Origin of the sequence: Leptospira fluminis, assembly GCF_004771275.1 — a bacterium.
Classification (GTDB): Bacteria; Spirochaetota; Leptospiria; order Leptospirales; family Leptospiraceae; genus Leptospira_B; species Leptospira_B fluminis.
Map to the genome: position 1 here is coordinate 21,185 of NZ_RQEV01000012.1, position 16,351 is coordinate 37,535.

A 16,351-nucleotide genomic window follows, 5' to 3' on the forward strand; every position below is an offset into this window, starting at 1 on the left:
ACTTTGGTTCAGGAAACGGCAAAGTACAAACGTGTCCTGATCAAACTCTCCGGCGAGGCGCTTGCCGGAGAGGGCGAATTCGGAATCGATAGTAAAAAAACGCACTCTTTAGCCGAGGAAGTCAAGGAAGTCCAATCCCTGGGCGTGGAAATCGCCATCGTTGTGGGGGGAGGCAACCTGATCCGAGGCGCGAATCTGGTAAAGGTCGGAGGAATCGACCGAGCCACTGCCGACTATATGGGAATGTTGGCTACCATCCAAAACGCTCTGGCTCTCCAGGATGCCTGCGAAAAAAAAGGACTCTATACGAGAGTACAATCCGCCATAGACATCCATTCCGTAGCCGAAAGTTATATTCGTAGGAGGGCGGTCCGCCACCTGGAAAAGAAACGGATCGTCATTTTTGCCGGTGGAATCGGAAATCCGTATTTCACCACGGATACCGCGGCTAGCCTTCGTGCGGTGGAAGTGGGATGCGAACTGATCCTAAAGGCCACAAAGGTGGACGGAGTATACGAGGCGGACCCGAAAAAAGACCCGACTGCAAAACGCTACAGTCGGGTTTCTTTTATGGAGTCGATCAAACGACGTCTGCAGGTAATGGACTCCACCGCGTTAAGTTTGTGTATGGAAAACAATATGCCCATTATCGTATTTGACATTTTCAAGCGGGGCAATTTAAAAGATCTGGTCGTCGGAAAGGAAATCGGTACCTTGATTTCCAACTCGGAGGATATACGGATCGATGGCGAATGACGAAATCTTAAACTCAATGAAGTCCAAAATGGACAAAACGGTGGAACTCCTCCGAAAGGATTTTGCCGGAATCCGCACGGGACGCGCGAATCCTGCCTTGATCGAGGACCTAAAAGTGGAGTATTACGGAACTCCCACACCGATCAATCAGTTGGGAAACATCTCCGTCCCGGAGCCTAGACTTCTCGTGGTTTCCCCGTACGATAAAGGGATCATCAAGGATATAGAAAAAGGGATCCAAGCTTCCGGTTTGGGGCTCCAGCCTACCAACGACGGAATGGTGATCCGGATCGTCATCCCCGAGCTGACGGGGGAACGGAGGAAGGAACTCGCGAAAGTGGTCAAATCCAAATCGGAAGAAAAGAAGGTCGCCGTACGGAACATCCGTCGGGATGCACTCGAGGACCTGAAGCGCCATTCCGAAGGAATTTCCCAGGATGAACTCAAGTCCTTCCAGGACCAAGTCCAGAAAGTCACCGATTCTTATATAGATAAGATCTCCGCTGTCACTGCAGATAAGGAGAAGGAAATCACTACGATTTAAAGTGGTTCCTGTACGGCCAAAACTTCCCCGCCACGTGGCGGTTATCATGGACGGGAACGGTAGGTGGGCGACCGCAAAGGGACTTCCCCGTTCCCAAGGACATAGGGCGGGCGCCGATGCGATCGACCGTCTTATGGACGCGAGCCTTTCCATCGGATTGGAAAATGTTTCCTTGTACGCGTTTTCTACGGAAAACTGGAGACGTCCGATCACCGAGATCCGGTCCATCTTCGATCTTCTGGTGGAATACATCGAATCCAGACTGGAGCCGATCGCAGAAAAAGGGATTCGAATCCTGCATTCCGGTTCCAGAAAGAGGCTTTCCGCAAAGGTTCTGTCCAAGATAGACAAGGCCGTAGAAGTCACCCGAAAAAATCGTAACCTCACCGTAAACTTCTGCCTGAATTACGGCTCTCAGGAAGAATTGCTTTCCGCGTTCGGAAAGCTCTTGGAGGACCGCCAGAAGAAAAGAATCGGTAGAGGGAAACCCGTCTCCGCAAAGGAACTCGAAAAATATTTGTATACGTACTCCCTTCCCCCCGTAGATTTACTGATCAGAACCGCGGGAGAGCAGCGTTTATCGAACTTTCTCCTTTGGCAATCCGCGTATGCAGAACTTTTTTTTTGCGATACTCTCTGGCCGGAGTTCGATCGCAAAAGTTTGGAATCCGCTTTGGATTGGTTTGCGGGAAGAACTCGGAAATTTGGGGGTTTAGAAAATGAGTGAAACGCCGAAACGGATCCTTTCCGCCGCCGTACTGGTCGTTGTTTATCTTTTCATGATTTTCTACAGGGATTTTTACTATCTTCAAACCCTGTTCATTCTAGCGGTTGCCGGCGTGATCGGCCTAACCGAATTTTATAGATTGTCGGATAGAGGGCAGGACGGAAGGCCTTTTAAGGGAACGGGGATTTTTTTCTTTTTGCTCATCCTTCTTTTGTTCTACTTCAGATTCATGGCGGCTCAGAATAAATTCGAGGTTCCTTCCTTCTTCCAAAGGAATTTCAAATTCTTCGTACCGCCTTTCGACGCGGTTACTTTCGCCTTTATTCTACTTTTCTTATGCAGTTTCACCCTACAGATCCTTCGCAGGCCTCTGGACGGCGCCATTTTCTCGGTCAGTTCCACCGTGTTGGGCGTGTTTTACGCTTCGATTCCGTTGGGGCATCTGCTTCTTTTGCTAGGGATGAACGAAGGCATTTATTATATTTTCCTGGTTTCCGTCGCGACGTTTTTGACGGACGTGGGAGGTTACTTCGGAGGACGCTGGTTCGGTCGTAATCCGGCGGGATTGGCGATTTCTCCCAAGAAAACCTGGGAAGGATACGCTTCCGGGATCGTGGTCGCCGCGGGTTCCGTATTCTTATTGAACTTCCTTTGGGAAAAGAACACCGGAAGTTCTCCTCCGATCGGCGGGGCGGAGGTTCTTTTGATTTCCCTAATCCTCTCCGTAGTGGGTGTCGTAGGGGATCTTTTGGAATCTGCGATGAAACGGGATGCGAAAGTCAAGGATTCGGGCAATCTGATTCCGGGTCACGGAGGCGTTTTGGACCGGGCAGACGCGTTACTTCTTACGGTTCCTATGCTCTATTTTTATCTTCAGATCAAAGGAGCATTAGGCTTCCCAGTCTAATTCCTATATGGCCAGGAACGTCTGTATCCTCGGGGCTTCCGGTTCCGTGGGAGAATCCACGCTTAAAGTGATCCGGACTTTTCCGGAGGAATTCCGACTTAGGTCCTGCAGCGTACATTCCAACCTGGCAAAAGCGGAAGAGATTTTGAAGGAGTTCCAACCGGAATTCCTATGTATTTCCTCCGATTCGGTCGATCGCAAGATTTTGGGGAACAAGCAAGGCCGGACCGAAATTCTGTACGGTTCGGGTTCTCTTTGTCAACTCGTCGTAGATCCGGAAGTGGAAACGGTGGTAACCGCCGTCGTAGGCGCGAGCGGTGTCGCCCCGACCGTGGAGGCGATCCGAGCCGGAAAAAAAATAGGAATCGCCAACAAGGAAACCCTCGTAACCTGCGGTCCGTATATTAATGAATTATTAAAAACTTCCGACGCGTATCTGGTTCCCGTGGATTCCGAACACAACGCGTTGTTCCAGCTTCTCCGAAATACGAATCGGGACTCCGTGGAACGGATCGTCCTGACCGCGTCCGGTGGACCGTTCCGGAAACTTCCGGTTTCCGAACTTCCGAATGTCACCGTAGAGCAGGCGCTCCGGCATCCCACATGGAATATGGGACCCAAGATTACGATCGATTCCGCGGGAATGATCAACAAGGGCTTGGAAGTCATCGAGGCTCATTATCTATTCGGTTTTTCTTATGAAAAAATCGGGGTCGTGATCCATCCGCAAAGTGTCGCCCACGGAATCGTGGAAACCAAGGACGGAGCTAGTTTGGTCTATTCTTCCTATCCGGACATGGTATTTCCTGTGGCGCATTCCCTCTTTTATCCGGACATCGTTCCTAAAACGCTACGTCCCCATCCCAGTACTTCCTGGGGAAACTTGGAATTCTTGGAAGTGGATCCGGAACGTTATCCCGGACTCGCGCTCGCGTACGAAGCGGGAATCGCGGGTGGAACAGCTCCTTCGATTTTCAACGCGGCAAACGAGATCGCGGTGGAATTGTTTTTAAAAGGTGAAATCCGATTTACTCAGATCCCGGATAGGATCCGCGAAGCTCTGGAGAGCATTCCGATTTCCCATCCGACGGATTTGGAGGGCTTTCAGGAAGCCGATTCGAGGACCCGAAATTTTGTTTTGAATTCGCGAAAAGGAAAGGTATCGCAATCGTGCTGACTCTCATTTTTGGCGCAGTGTTTATGCTCGCGCTCTGCATTTTTATCCATGAACTCGGGCACTTGGTGATGGGTTGGCTCGTGGGAGTGAAAGCAAGGGTATTTTCCATCGGATACGGAAAGGGAATCTGGAAAAAGCAAATCGGAGAAACCACTTTCCAAATCACCGGGATTCCGATCGGAGGATACGTACTTTTCAAAGGGGACGAATACGGAAGCAACGTAAAGGGAGAAAAAGGGGAGTTCCTTTCCACTCCTCCACTCAAGAGAATGATTCCGGTGATCGGAGGGCCGCTCTTCAACCTGATCCTGGGATTCCTGATCGTGTTCGGCCTGTACCTCTACGGTCATAATCCTTCCGGGAATCGGATTTATCTCGAGCCCGCTTACAACGAATTCTCCCCCGGATACCAGGCAGGATTGAGGTCCGGAGATCGGATTTTGGCCGTCAACGGAATTCCTACGGAAACGAAATACGAATTGGTCTCGGAACTCGGGCTCTCCAAAGGAAAGCAGGTATCTCTCTCGGTAGAAAGGGAAGGGAAGAAATTCGAAGTTACGGTTCCGGATTCCTATTTGGGAATCGAGTTCGCAGGGGAACGATGGGTGGAAGCGGAATTCGACGTAAGTGACCGCTTGTACCACTGGCTTTCCTCCAAATTGGATAAGAACAAGGAAGCGGAACGATACCAAAGGGAACGGATGGAACGCATCGCCGTAGGGAACGAACTTCCCGCGGAACAGACCGCTCTGATGGAGGCAAAGGAACGCCAGAAAATCCTTCAGGCAAGAGCCTTGGATTACCTGAACGACGGGGACAGGATTCTTTCCGTCAACGGCATAGAAGTGCATACCGTTCCCCAGTTGCAGGCGACTCTAGGCAAATTTCAGAAAGAAAAGGTCAGACTGGAAATCGACCGCAAGAAATACCCTCTGCTCAATCCTTGGTCCCGGGAAAAAGTCCAGGTGGAAATGCCGGTCCTTCCCGCCTTCGTAGTCGAGTTTAAGAATTTGAAGGATGAGAAGTATCCGGAACTTTCTCCCTCTTCCCGGAATCTATTGAGCTACGATCCGGAAGTGAAGTTGAAACTGCGGAACCTGAAACTGAACGGAAAGACCTTCGAGAATTTCGAGGACTTCTTGGACGAAGTTCGAACTAGATCCGGGGAAAGAGTTCGATTGCAGATCAAAGGGGAAGCCTGGGACGCGACCCTGAATTTAAGAAATATTGGCTTACTCGGTTTTCGGGCGACCATGTACGTCAGCGAAGAACGAATGGATCGAAAACTTTCCTTTGCGGAAGCCTTCGTTCAATCCGGAAAGGACACCGTCAAAATGATCTCCGACAATCTGAGAGGATTGGGGATGCTTTTTTCGGGCCTGATCAAGGTTAAGGATAGTCTCTCCGGTCCTGTCGGTCTCTTTAAGGCATCCCAGTATTTTATGGGCAACGGTCTCCTGGATTATTGGGAATTCGTAGCTAAGATTTCGATCGCTTTGATGATTATGAATTTACTTCCGATTCCCGTGGCCGACGGTGGACATATCGTTTTCTTCGCATACGAAGCGGTGGCCGGTAGACCCTTGCCCCAACGAGTGATGGAAGGGATTCTAAGGATCGGATTCTTCTTTCTCCTAGGTCTCGGGTTCTATGTCAGCTACTACGATTTCTTCCGTTAGGCCGGCATGAGAGCATCAAAATATATTTTACCTACAGAAAAAGAAAATCCTGCGGACGCGGTCGTCGCTTCGCACCGACTGATGATTCGCGCGGGACTGGTCCGTAAATCCGGTTCCGGTTTTTACTTCTTCCTCCCTATGGGACTTAGGGTGTTGAAGAAGATAGAGAACATCGTGCGCCAGGAAATGGACGCCACGGGAGCGCTGGAATTCGAACTTCCTATTCTGACTCCTTCGGAATTTTGGGAGCAATCAGGGCGCTGGTCCGCCATGGGACCCGAGATGTTCCGGGTCAAAGATAGGCACGACCAATGGTACGCCCTGGGACCGACGCACGAGGAATCCTTTTCCTACCTGATCAAACCTTTATTAAAATCCTATAAGGATCTGCCCGTCAACGTCTACCAGATCCATACGAAATTCCGGGACGAGATCCGACCCAGATTCGGCGTGATCCGTTCCCGTGAGTTTATTATGAAAGATGCATATTCTTTTCATTTGGACGACGCCTCCTTGGATTCGACCTACCAGGATATGAGGACGGCGTACCGCAGGATCTTCCAACGCTGCGGGTTGAAAACGATTCCCGTCCAAGCCGATTCCGGTTCCATGGGAGGCTCCGCCTCCGAGGAATTCATGGTGGTTTCCCCCATCGGAGAGGAAACTCTTCTACTCTGCGGTAAATGCGGCTATAATTCGAATAGCGAAAAAACTCCTTTCGTTCTTCCCAAAGATTTCCATACCAAAGGACCCAAGGAGAAAAAGGAGGTCCCCACTCCCGGAAAGAAAAGCATCCAGGAAGTCGCGGAGCTCCTATCGGTCCGTCCGGAGGATACGATCAAAACGGTGGCTCTCAAAAACGGAAAGGAATCCGTATTGGTTTTTCTACGCGGCGATTTGGAGCTGAACGAAAACAAATTGAAGACCGCCTTGAAATGGACGGAATTGGAAATGATCCCGGAAGCCGAGCTTCGGAAGGTAGGACTCGTACCCGGGTATATCGGTCCATCCGATGCAAAGGCTCCGTTTCGCGCGATTTTAGACTCGTCGATTCGGAAGGAAGAAGCGTACGTTGTGGGCGCGGGAAAAGAGGATGCACATATCATAGGTTACGTTCCGGCAAAGGAAATGGATCCCGGAGCGGAAGTCCTGGACGTGGCCTTGACGCGAGAGGGAGATCCTTGTCCGGATTGCGGAACTCCTCTGAAGGCGGAAAAAGGAATCGAAGTCGGACATATATTCAAACTCGGCGATAAATACACCAAAGCCTTTCAAATCCAAGTTCTGGACCAGCAAGGCAAGGCTAGGACGCTTACCATGGGTTGTTATGGGATCGGAGTGAACCGAACCATGGCGACGGTGATCGAGCAATGCAACGACGAAAAGGGAATCCACTGGCCGATCAGCATAGCTCCGTACGAAGTTGCGCTCGTGACTTTAGGAAAAGGCCCGGAGCAGGAAGCCAAGTCCAAGGAATTTTACGACGCGTTGTGCGGAGAAGGTTTCGAAGTGTTTTGGGACGATCGCGATCTAGGACCGGGATTTAAATTCAAGGATTCCGAATTGATCGGCTTTCCGATCCGGGTCACTGTCGGCAAAAAATTCTTCGAAACGGGTGAGATTTCCCTTTATGATCGAAAACGGGACCGCGAGGAGATTTTTCCTTTTAGCGGTTTTGACGATCTGATTTCGCGAGTGGAACGTTTGCGCCAGGAATTGGTTCAGGATTTGACGGAAGAGTGATCTCTTCCCAGGAAAGAAAGATGGCAAAAGATCGAGGATTTACCGGAAAAGAAGGGTACTTCGGAGAATTCGGAGGCAGATACGCTCCCGAGATTTTGACTCGTGCCTTGGACGAATTGGAAACCGCATACCGGCGTTTGAAGAAGAGCAAAAAATTCGAAAAGGAACTGGAATACTATCGCAGGAATTATATAGGAAGACCTTCCCCTCTTACCTACGCGGAAAATCTGACCAAGGCTTGGGGCGGGGCCAGGATCTGGCTCAAGCGGGAAGACCTGAATCATACCGGTGCGCACAAGATCAATAACGCGATCGGCCAGGCGCTGATCGCCAAATCCATGGGAAAAAGACGAGTGATCGCGGAAACGGGAGCCGGGCAACACGGTGTCGCGACCGCGACGGTAGGAGCCTTATTCGGTTTCGATACGGTCGTGTACATGGGAGAAGAGGACCTTAGACGTCAAAAGCTGAACGAGATCCGGATGCAGATGTTAGGCGCAAAAGTGGTCGGAGTATCCGCAGGAACCGCCACGCTAAAGGACGCGACTTCCGAAGCAATGCGCGACTGGGCCTTAAACGTGGACCACACTCATTATATCGTAGGCTCCGCGATCGGCCCTCATCCGTTTCCGATGATCGTCCGCGATTTCCAAGCGATTATCGGAGAGGAATCCAAAAAGCAATTCCGTAAGGCGGAAGACAAATTGCCGGATGCGGTCGTGGCCTGCGTAGGCGGCGGATCGAACGCGATCGGGATATTTCACGAATTCTTAAAGGAAAAAAAAGTGAAATTGTACGGCGTGGAAGCGGGGGGTAAAGGAACTTCTCCCGGAGAACATTCCGCAACCATGCTTTTCGGTAAAACGGGATTTCTGCACGGGACCAAGACTCTCGTAATACAGGATGAAAACGGACAGGTTCTCCCCGCCCATTCCGTTTCCGCAGGATTGGATTATCCCGGAGTGGGGCCGGAGCACGCCTACCTTCATGAAACCGGTAGAGTGTCCTATGAAAGCGTTTCCGACGAAAATGCGTTAGACGCCTTTTTGGAAGTCTGCAGAGTGGAAGGCATCATTCCCGCCCTAGAAACTGCCCACGCTTTCCGTTTTGCTCGAGATCTGGCAAAGGACCTCGGTAAGAAAAAGGACATTTTGATTTGTCTTTCCGGAAGGGGGGATAAGGACGTAGCGGAAGTCGCCCGCCTGACCGGAATCCTGAAAGGAGAAATCCTTTGAGCGCCATTCAAAGCGTGTTTTCCGAAAATGCCAGCGTATTCATCCCTTATATTTCTTTGGGAGACCCGGATTACGAATCCTGTGTGGATTGGGCGGATGCGCTCATCCGAGGCGGAGCGGGGATTTTGGAACTCGGTATTCCGTTTTCCGATCCTGTGGCGGACGGTCCCGTGATCCAAAAGGCGTTTCAGAGAGCCCTGGCCCATCCGTTTTCGATGGACCAAATTCTGGATACGACCGCAAAAATCTATTCCAAACACCCTCATGTGCCTCTCGTGTACTTAACGTATTTCAATCCGATTTATCGTTACGGCTTCGAAACTTTTGCGGAAAAGGCCAAAACTTCCGGAATCCAAGGCTTGATCATTCCGGATCTACCGTACGATGCCATCGAATCCGAAGAGCTGTTTCAATCCCTAAAAAAAAGGGGAATAGACCTGATCCATTTGGTGACTCCTGCGACCAAGCCGGAGAGGATGAAAGGAATCCGTCATTTCGCCTCCGGTTTCGTTTATTACGTAACTTCTTACGGGGTAACAGGGGAAAGAAAATCGGTTTCCGAGGGGCTGGAAGAGAGGATTCGTCTTACCAAAAAAACGTTCTCTCTTCCGGTTTGTGCGGGATTCGGAATCTCCACCTCCGAACAGGCCGCCCAGATTTCGGAATATGCGGACGGAATCATCATCGGCTCCGCGGTCCAGAGGATCATCGAGGAAAACGGAAAAAATCGGGAAACCTGTATGGAAAAATTGCGCGAATTTTCAGCTTCCGTATCCTCCTCTCTGAGAGGGAGCGAGGCGATTTCCTAAGATCGAGAATTTTTTTTCCTTCGTCTTTTTTCGATCCGAACGGAACTTCGTCGATATTTTCTTTCCAAAGAACTGGAAGAAAATTGACGAATCAGGATCCGAGGTCAAAATCCTTCCAGTTTCCACTCGGAGGAAAGAATGAGCGAATCTAAGTCCCCCTTTAAACCGTCGGTTTTGGATCTGGTATTCGGATCCTTGACGGCGATCGGGATTCTGGCCCATCTATATTACGCCTTCCTATCGAATTCCCCTTTTGCGCTCAATGTGCTTCTCGGGGGAGCAGCCCTTCTGTTTTCCTCCGCTTATTTCTTTTATAAGTTTCTGGAAAAAATCGTTAAAAATAAACAAGCCGTCGGAAGTCTCTGGCTGGCGATCATCGTTTCGTTCTTAGTATTCGACCTTTACGTGGTGTTTACCCCGTTCGCGGATTTGGAGGAATCCTCCGTTTCCTGGAGATTCAATCTTGCGAGAGGAGGAATTACGAAAAGCGAGAAGGAATCCGATGCGGGTACGATCGAATACATAAAATACCAACCCCCTCCCGGAGCTCGTCGCGACATCCAAATCATAGGGATCACGACCAATACTTTGGAGAAATTGGAAGGGGTCTGGCCTCTTCCCTGGAAGAATTACGCGAATATTATAGATAAGTTCAAGAAGACCTCCAACTTGCTGATGTTCGATATTTTCTTCGTCGACTACAAGCCGGGACAGACGGAGGAAATGGCCAAGGCTCTGGACGGGAACCCCAGGGTGATGTTCGACTATCCTATGGAAACCAGTCTGGAATCCAAGGAAGCGATCATCAATTTGGAAAAGAGGATCGAGGTCCTAAGCAAATTCAAATTACAGAACGTCACCGACCCGGACGATATCGGACAACCCTGGCTGAAATTTCCCCAGCCTCCCATCGAGCCGGTCGGATCCAGATCCACCGGTTTAGGGTTTGCGAATATTAAGAAAGATGAAAGCGGCTTGAACCGACGTATGCCCTTGGTGGCGAAATTGGTCAATTCCGGTCCTTTTAAGGAGACGGAATATTACCCTTCCATCGACCTGATCATCGCCTGTAAATACTACGGTGTCGACGTTCAGAAAGATACGGAAGTCGTGATGGGAAAATACGTTAAGATCAAGAACATCCCGCAAAAAACCATCACAAACTTCGACTTTAAGACGATGAAGAGGGAAACGAATGACATCATGGCAAAGCCGAATGCCTCGCGGGAAGTGACGATTCCGATCGACGCATACGGTCAGATGGAAATCAATTTCGCGGGCGGCTTGTTCTCCTTCCGAAACACGGAGCTTTTCGAAGTGGTGCAAATGTGGGACGAAGAGGCCGCTGCGCAGGTGGAGAACAATATATTCCTAGTCGCGATGTACTATGCGACCGGAAGAGGGGCCGCAAAAGATACCCACTTGTCTCCGTTCGGAGATATGTCCGGGATCGAACACCACGCCCATGCGATCAATACCATCCTGAATCAGGATTTCTTACTGGAGATTCCCGAATGGGGAAGTTTCCTGATCTATTTCGGAATGGCTTTGTTGGTCGGGCTAGTGCTTCCGAGGCTCAGGACCTCGTGGGGATTTTTGTTTATCATCGCCTTGGCGTTGGTCTATAGTGTCATCGCTCTCGTGAATTTTACCGAATTCAATATCGTTCATATTTTCCCTTCGGTGATCTTGGAGCAGTTGTTCATTTTCGTCGGGATCATAGGATATAAGATCCTGACGGAAGAGCAGAACGTAAAATACATCCGGAGCACCTTCTCCAAATTCGTTTCCAAAGATGTGGTGGACGAACTCCTAAAAAATCCGGATAATCTGAATTTGGGCGGTTCGAAACGGGACATCACCATCTTCTTCTCCGATATCCGCGGATTCACCACTATGTCCGAAAAGATGGGTCCGGAAGAGCTTGTTCAATTCTTGAACCAGTATTTGTCCGAAATGACGGAGATCATTATCGAATTCAAGGGAACGATTGATAAATACATGGGTGATGCGATTATGGCATTCTGGGGGGCTCCGGTTCCTTTAGAGGACCACGCGTACTACGCTTGTGCCGCTTCTATCGCTCAGATGCGTAGGTTGGCGGTCTTGAAGGAAGAGTGGAAAAGCCGGGATCTTCCCGTGATGGATATAGGGATCGGATTGAATTCCGGGCCTGCGGTCGTAGGAAATATGGGGAGTTCCCACCGTATGGACTATACTTGCATGGGAGATACGATCAATCTAGGTTCGCGCCTGGAAGGGTCCAACAAGGAATACGCGACCAATATCATCATCTCAGAATATACATACGAAAAGGTCAAGGACCGTGTAATCGCCAGGGAGCTGGATTTGGTAAAGGTTAAGGGAAAAACGAAACCTGTACGGATCTACGAACTGATCGATTTGGTGAACGAAGAGGATCTCAAGTTGTTACGCAGACCCCTTTCCGCAGCGGAGCAGTCCTGATGACCGTTAAACGACGGAATTCATGCAACAAGAACAATCCAATCTCGAAGGTATCCGTATTCCCGCGGACCTTAGAAAACTATCTCCGGAGGAGTTGCCTCGACTTTGTGCCGAGATTAGAAATTACATCATAGACACTTTGTCCGGAGTAGGCGGTCACTTTGCGAGCAATCTTGGCGTCGTGGAGTTGACCGTCGCGTTGCATTACGTATTCGACACTCCCACCGACCGGTTGATCTGGGACGTGGGCCACCAAACATACCCTCATAAGATCCTTACCGGCAGGAAGGAGAAGCTTTCCACGGTCCGTAAATTCAAAGGACTTTCCGGATTCCCGAAAAGAGAGGAATCGATTTACGATCTGTATAATACCGGTCACGCGGGAACTTCCATCTCCCAAGCTTTGGGTGAAGCCGTTGCTCGGGATCTTACCGGAAAATCCTATAACGTGGTAGGTATCATCGGGGACGCTTCCATCGCGACCGGAATGGCGCTCGAAGCCATGAACCACGCAGGGCATCTGAAAAAGGACCTGATCGTCGTTTTGAACGATAACTACATGTCCATCTCCAAGAACGTAGGTTCCATTTCGAATTATCTGAACAATATCATCAGTTCGCATTTTTATCTGAACTGGAAAAGAATATTTTATACTTTTCTAAAGTGGCTGCCCATCGTGGGACCCGCGATGGAAAGTTTCTTTAGGCGCGTGGAAAAAGGCTTCAAGGACGTATTTACTCCCGGAGGACTGTTCGAGGATTTAGGATTCGTTTATATCGGTCCGGAGGACGGCCACGACGTCATTCGTCTTGTGGGTATGCTTAAAAAGATCAAAAGCATGAAGGGCCCCATTCTATTTCACGTGATCACTCAAAAAGGAAAAGGCTACGTCCCTGCGGAAAAGGATCCGATCAAATACCACGGCGTAACCCCTTTCCGAAAGGAAGACGGCGCGATGGAATCCGGGGACGATTCCAAGATTTCCTATTCGAAGATCGTCGGAAAAGTTCTTACGCAACTTACCGAAAAGAATCCGAGAATCGCGGCGATCACCCCCGCCATGATCGAGGGATCCGGCTTAGGGGAATATGTGAACAAATTTCCGGACCATGTATTCGACGTAGGGATTGCGGAGCAACACTCCGTCGCTTTTGCCGGAGCGATGACGAACGGGAATATCGTTCCGTATATGTGCATTTATTCCACGTTTTTAACCAGGGCTATGGACCAACTCGTCGAGGACGTTTCCTTGATGAACCTTCCGGTCCGGTTCGTAATCGACCGCGCCGGTTGCGTGGGACCCGACGGCGAAACTCACCAAGGACTTTTCGATCTCTCCTATCTGCTTTCCTTGCCGAATATGGACGTATTCGTGCCGTCTTCCGGCCAGGATCTCGTGGATTCCCTGCGGTTTATGGAAACCTACGACAAGTCGCCGATCGCGATCCGATTTCCGAAAGCGAGCGTGGCGACTTCCGATCTGAATTTTTCCTCTTCCACGGATTTGAAGCCCGGAACGTTTCGGGTGCTGCGGCGTGGAACGGATATCGCCTTGGTATCCATCGGCTCCATTTTGGAGGAGGCCAAAAAAGCCGCGGCAATTTTGGAAGGAGAAGGGTTATCCGTCACCCTCATCGACTTAGTTTGGCTGAGACCTTTGGGAAAAGAAGCGCTGGACGAAGAATTATCCAAAGTAGGTCATTTTGCGATCTTGGATGAAAGTTACGTGGATGGAGGAGCGTCCGGGTACTTGCTGAATCGGATTTCTCCGGAATACCTAGGACGATTCATAAAAGCTTTCGGTTTTCCCTCCGAGCCGATCCATCATGGAGAAAGAAAGGAGATCTTATTGCAATACGGATTGGACGGAAACGGAATTGCCCGCAGTTTGCTTCAGATCGTCGGGAAAGAGCCCGTCCCCGGAAAACGCAATTAAGCTCCCGAGTCAGGCGGCCGAAAATAAAAGAAAAAACGGGTAGATAATTGGAAAACCTGACGCCTGAAGATAAGCTTGAAGCCGCAAAATTCTTTTACAAAGCCGGGGACATTGATCGGTCCGAATTCCTGTTAAAATCATTTTTAGAGCATAAGGAAGATCACGAAGCCTATTTCTTTTTAGGTTTGATCGAAAATCAAAGAACCAACTGGCAGAGAGGATTGTATTACTTTTACCGGTCGGTGGAAATCAATTCGGAATACGGAAATCCTTGCAACGAGATCGGTATCCTTTTGCTCAGAATGGGCAGGGAACGGGAATCCGTTTATTGGTTAAAGAAATCATTGCGTTGCACGTTGAACGACGCTCCACATATTTCTCTCTTTAACCTTGCGACCTTGTACAAAATCTGGAATAGGCCTGAGAGATCGCTTCAATACCTTCATAAGGCTATCGTAATAAAACCCGATTTCGAGGAAGCGAAACGCCTTCGAGAAGAATTGAATACCGGAATTTAAGACTCCCCGAGATCTTTAACTTCTGAACTCCGGTGGAAGAGGGACTTCCGGGCCTTCTTCCGTCTCGGGCAATCGGATCGTGGCCGTTTTCGTACGCAACACGAGACCCTTGTCGGTCTCCTCTAAAAAACGGGAGAGATCGGCGGCCACGTTTCTCGCGATCCTGTATTTTAAGAGCTTGTTTCCCTTTCTTTTCGCGATGAGAGTTCCCTCCCGATCCGCTATCAGATCCAATTCGGAGAGTTTCCATTCTTCTCCCGCGTCGCTTAAAAAGAGGAGTTCGCCGTTTTCTTCTCCCACTCGGATCAGATTCAGAGGATAGCCTTCCAAAAGTAGATAACCGTTTTCGGATAGATCCCCGTATCGGTTGTCGATGTACACACCGTCGGGCGCTTCCTTAAGGTTTTTTCGGAAATACGCCAGAACTTCCCGGTGCTCTATTTTCATTCCTCGGAAGATCCAATCCCCGTTGGAAACGACTTTGATCTCGCTATCTAGACGTTTTGCCATCCCTGTCGGATTCCTTGTACCGAAACGCGATACCTTCCAATACTTTCGCGGACTGAGGGAGTTCCACTACGTTTGTGGAATATCCGGCGGAGGTTCCGCTCATGAAAACCGTGGCGGGAACCGGAACCAGGCCTTTTCCGGAATAAAACATTCCGTCCATTCCCCTTTCGAATAGTTCCTTTTTGATCTTGTCGATATAGTATTTTTCCACTTTTCCGTCTCCGAAATTCCGGAGTAGAATGCGACCGAACACCTCGTAACTTTTATTCCGAGGAGCCTGCTTTAAGATTTCTATCTCTTTCCAGGATTGTTTGTGGGTCCGGATCAAATCTTCGCGATATGCGACGTCCGGAACGAACTCGACGGACTGGCAGGAGGAAAGGCCACCGATTAAGAGCAAGAATAACGCGAACCGAACTAACGTCGGCATTTCGGAATGTTCCCTTTTCCTTTTTTCCGACGGTTTCATTCTTGTTTCCATTCAGAAAAGCGCCCCGTGGAGGACAAGCCTTTTTGGAGAGACCAAAAACTAGGCTTTTCAGGATCGTTTTTTTTAGTATACTGTCCACGAACGACCGGTAAATTATCGCTGAATTCGGAAGCATCCGTATTCTGGTTCCTCACGGCCGGTCTTGCCAGACAATTCGTATGGAAGATATTGAATTAAAAAAGCGTGCTAGAGAAAACGTCCTCAAAATCGGGTATTGCAACCTGGATGAACTTGAGGAGAAAGTGAAGGCGTTTCGCGTGATGAACCAAAACGCCGCCAAAAAAAGATACCTCATTACCCGGGAACCGATTGCGGACTCCACGGGAAAAATCCTCGTACCTAAGGCCGCCGAGATAGATATTTCAACGGCAAAGTTACTGCGTCGTCATTTTAAAGGTTCGGTGGAATTCAAAACCTTCCAACCCGACGAAGGGATTGTCATCATCTCGGATATGACTTCCGCGGAGGGTGTTTCCTTTACCATGGACATAGTGACCCAGATTATGAACCTGGGCGGAGGTGCCTACGAAGGGTTCATCGATCGGGTGGACAGTTTCGGGGACTTTATCAATCTTTTGAAAAAATCCCTGTTTCCGAGATTGATCATCATCGGATACATTCCGGCGGATAAGGTCCAAGCGGAACTCCTGAATTTTGTCAGAGTGAAGAGAGTGGATAATTATTTGCGAGCGATGGAACTTACCCACACCGCCTTTAAACCCAATCCTTATTTTTCCAAAATAAGACAGATCGAAATATCCCCGGAGGATCCTAAATCCTGGGGTAGATTCGTGGTAGAGATCGTGAGGGAATACACTCGCCCTTATCTTTTAGAGGACGTGTAAAACGTCCTC

Annotated in this window: 15 protein-coding genes; 13 read left to right on the forward strand and 2 right to left on the reverse strand. The window is 49.5% G+C overall.

What is annotated here, in order from left to right:
- The first annotated feature begins 3 nt into the window (after positions 1-3).
- The 12 genes from pyrH to EHO61_RS12105 all read left to right on the forward strand — a co-directional run bounded on the left by pyrH (position 4) and on the right by EHO61_RS12105 (position 14,497).
- Positions 4-756, forward strand: a complete 753-nt coding sequence (gene pyrH, locus EHO61_RS12050; RefSeq protein WP_135813844.1) for a UMP kinase — start codon at positions 4-6, stop codon at positions 754-756.
- Positions 746-1,300: a ribosome recycling factor gene (gene frr / locus EHO61_RS12055; RefSeq protein ID WP_135768417.1), complete on the forward strand. Its 555-nt coding sequence runs from the start codon at positions 746-748 to the stop codon at positions 1,298-1,300. The genes pyrH and frr overlap by 11 nt, the downstream gene beginning before the upstream one ends.
- A 1-nt stretch (position 1,301) precedes the next feature.
- Complete coding sequence (locus EHO61_RS12060) at positions 1,302-2,027, forward strand: isoprenyl transferase (protein ID WP_135813845.1); 726 nt, start codon at positions 1,302-1,304, stop codon at positions 2,025-2,027.
- The gene (locus EHO61_RS12065) at positions 2,020-2,934 is read left to right on the forward strand and encodes a phosphatidate cytidylyltransferase (protein WP_135813846.1); all 915 of its coding nucleotides are present in this window, start codon (positions 2,020-2,022) and stop codon (positions 2,932-2,934) included. Before EHO61_RS12060 ends, EHO61_RS12065 begins: the two co-directional genes overlap by 8 nt.
- Before the next feature lie 7 nt (positions 2,935-2,941).
- Positions 2,942-4,111: a 1-deoxy-D-xylulose-5-phosphate reductoisomerase gene (gene dxr, locus EHO61_RS12070; RefSeq protein WP_135813847.1), complete on the forward strand. Its 1,170-nt coding sequence runs from the start codon at positions 2,942-2,944 to the stop codon at positions 4,109-4,111.
- Positions 4,105-5,790, forward strand: a complete 1,686-nt coding sequence (locus EHO61_RS12075; RefSeq protein ID WP_135813848.1) for a site-2 protease family protein — start codon at positions 4,105-4,107, stop codon at positions 5,788-5,790. The genes dxr and EHO61_RS12075 overlap by 7 nt, the downstream gene beginning before the upstream one ends.
- A gap of 6 nt (positions 5,791-5,796) precedes the next feature.
- Positions 5,797-7,533, forward strand: coding sequence for a proline--tRNA ligase (locus EHO61_RS12080; protein WP_135813849.1), 1,737 nt, complete (start codon positions 5,797-5,799; stop codon positions 7,531-7,533).
- A 20-nt stretch (positions 7,534-7,553) separates the two neighbouring features.
- Entirely contained in the window at positions 7,554-8,768 is a 1,215-nt protein-coding gene (gene trpB / locus EHO61_RS12085) for a tryptophan synthase subunit beta (protein WP_135813850.1), read from the forward strand.
- Positions 8,765-9,577 (forward strand): tryptophan synthase subunit alpha, encoded by an 813-nt coding sequence (gene trpA, locus EHO61_RS12090; RefSeq protein WP_135813851.1) that lies wholly within the window; start codon positions 8,765-8,767, stop codon positions 9,575-9,577. Before trpB ends, trpA begins: the two co-directional genes overlap by 4 nt.
- Positions 9,578-9,715: 138 nt before the next feature.
- Entirely contained in the window at positions 9,716-12,043 is a 2,328-nt protein-coding gene (locus EHO61_RS12095) for an adenylate/guanylate cyclase domain-containing protein (RefSeq protein ID WP_135813852.1), read from the forward strand.
- 22 nt (positions 12,044-12,065) lie between these two features.
- Positions 12,066-13,979 carry a 1-deoxy-D-xylulose-5-phosphate synthase gene (gene dxs / locus EHO61_RS12100; RefSeq protein WP_135813853.1) on the forward strand — a complete coding sequence of 638 codons (1,914 nt, stop codon included), beginning with the start codon at positions 12,066-12,068 and terminating at the stop codon, positions 13,977-13,979.
- Positions 13,980-14,026: 47 nt separating this feature from the next.
- Positions 14,027-14,497 carry a tetratricopeptide repeat protein gene (locus EHO61_RS12105; protein WP_135813854.1) on the forward strand — a complete coding sequence of 157 codons (471 nt, stop codon included), beginning with the start codon at positions 14,027-14,029 and terminating at the stop codon, positions 14,495-14,497.
- 15 nt (positions 14,498-14,512) lie between these two features.
- Here the strand turns inward: EHO61_RS12105 and EHO61_RS12110 are convergent, their stop codons facing one another.
- Both EHO61_RS12110 and EHO61_RS12115 read right to left on the reverse strand, forming a co-directional pair.
- Positions 14,513-15,007 carry a hypothetical protein gene (locus tag EHO61_RS12110; protein ID WP_135813855.1) on the reverse strand — a complete coding sequence of 165 codons (495 nt, stop codon included), beginning with the start codon at positions 15,005-15,007 and terminating at the stop codon, positions 14,513-14,515.
- Positions 14,988-15,476, reverse strand: coding sequence for a hypothetical protein (locus EHO61_RS12115; protein ID WP_135813856.1), 489 nt, complete (start codon positions 15,474-15,476; stop codon positions 14,988-14,990). The genes EHO61_RS12110 and EHO61_RS12115 overlap by 20 nt, the downstream gene beginning before the upstream one ends.
- Before the next feature lie 179 nt (positions 15,477-15,655).
- Between EHO61_RS12115 and EHO61_RS12120 the strand changes: the two genes are divergently transcribed.
- Positions 15,656-16,342, forward strand: a complete 687-nt coding sequence (locus EHO61_RS12120; RefSeq protein ID WP_135813857.1) for a hypothetical protein — start codon at positions 15,656-15,658, stop codon at positions 16,340-16,342.
- Positions 16,343-16,351: the final 9 nt, after the last annotated feature.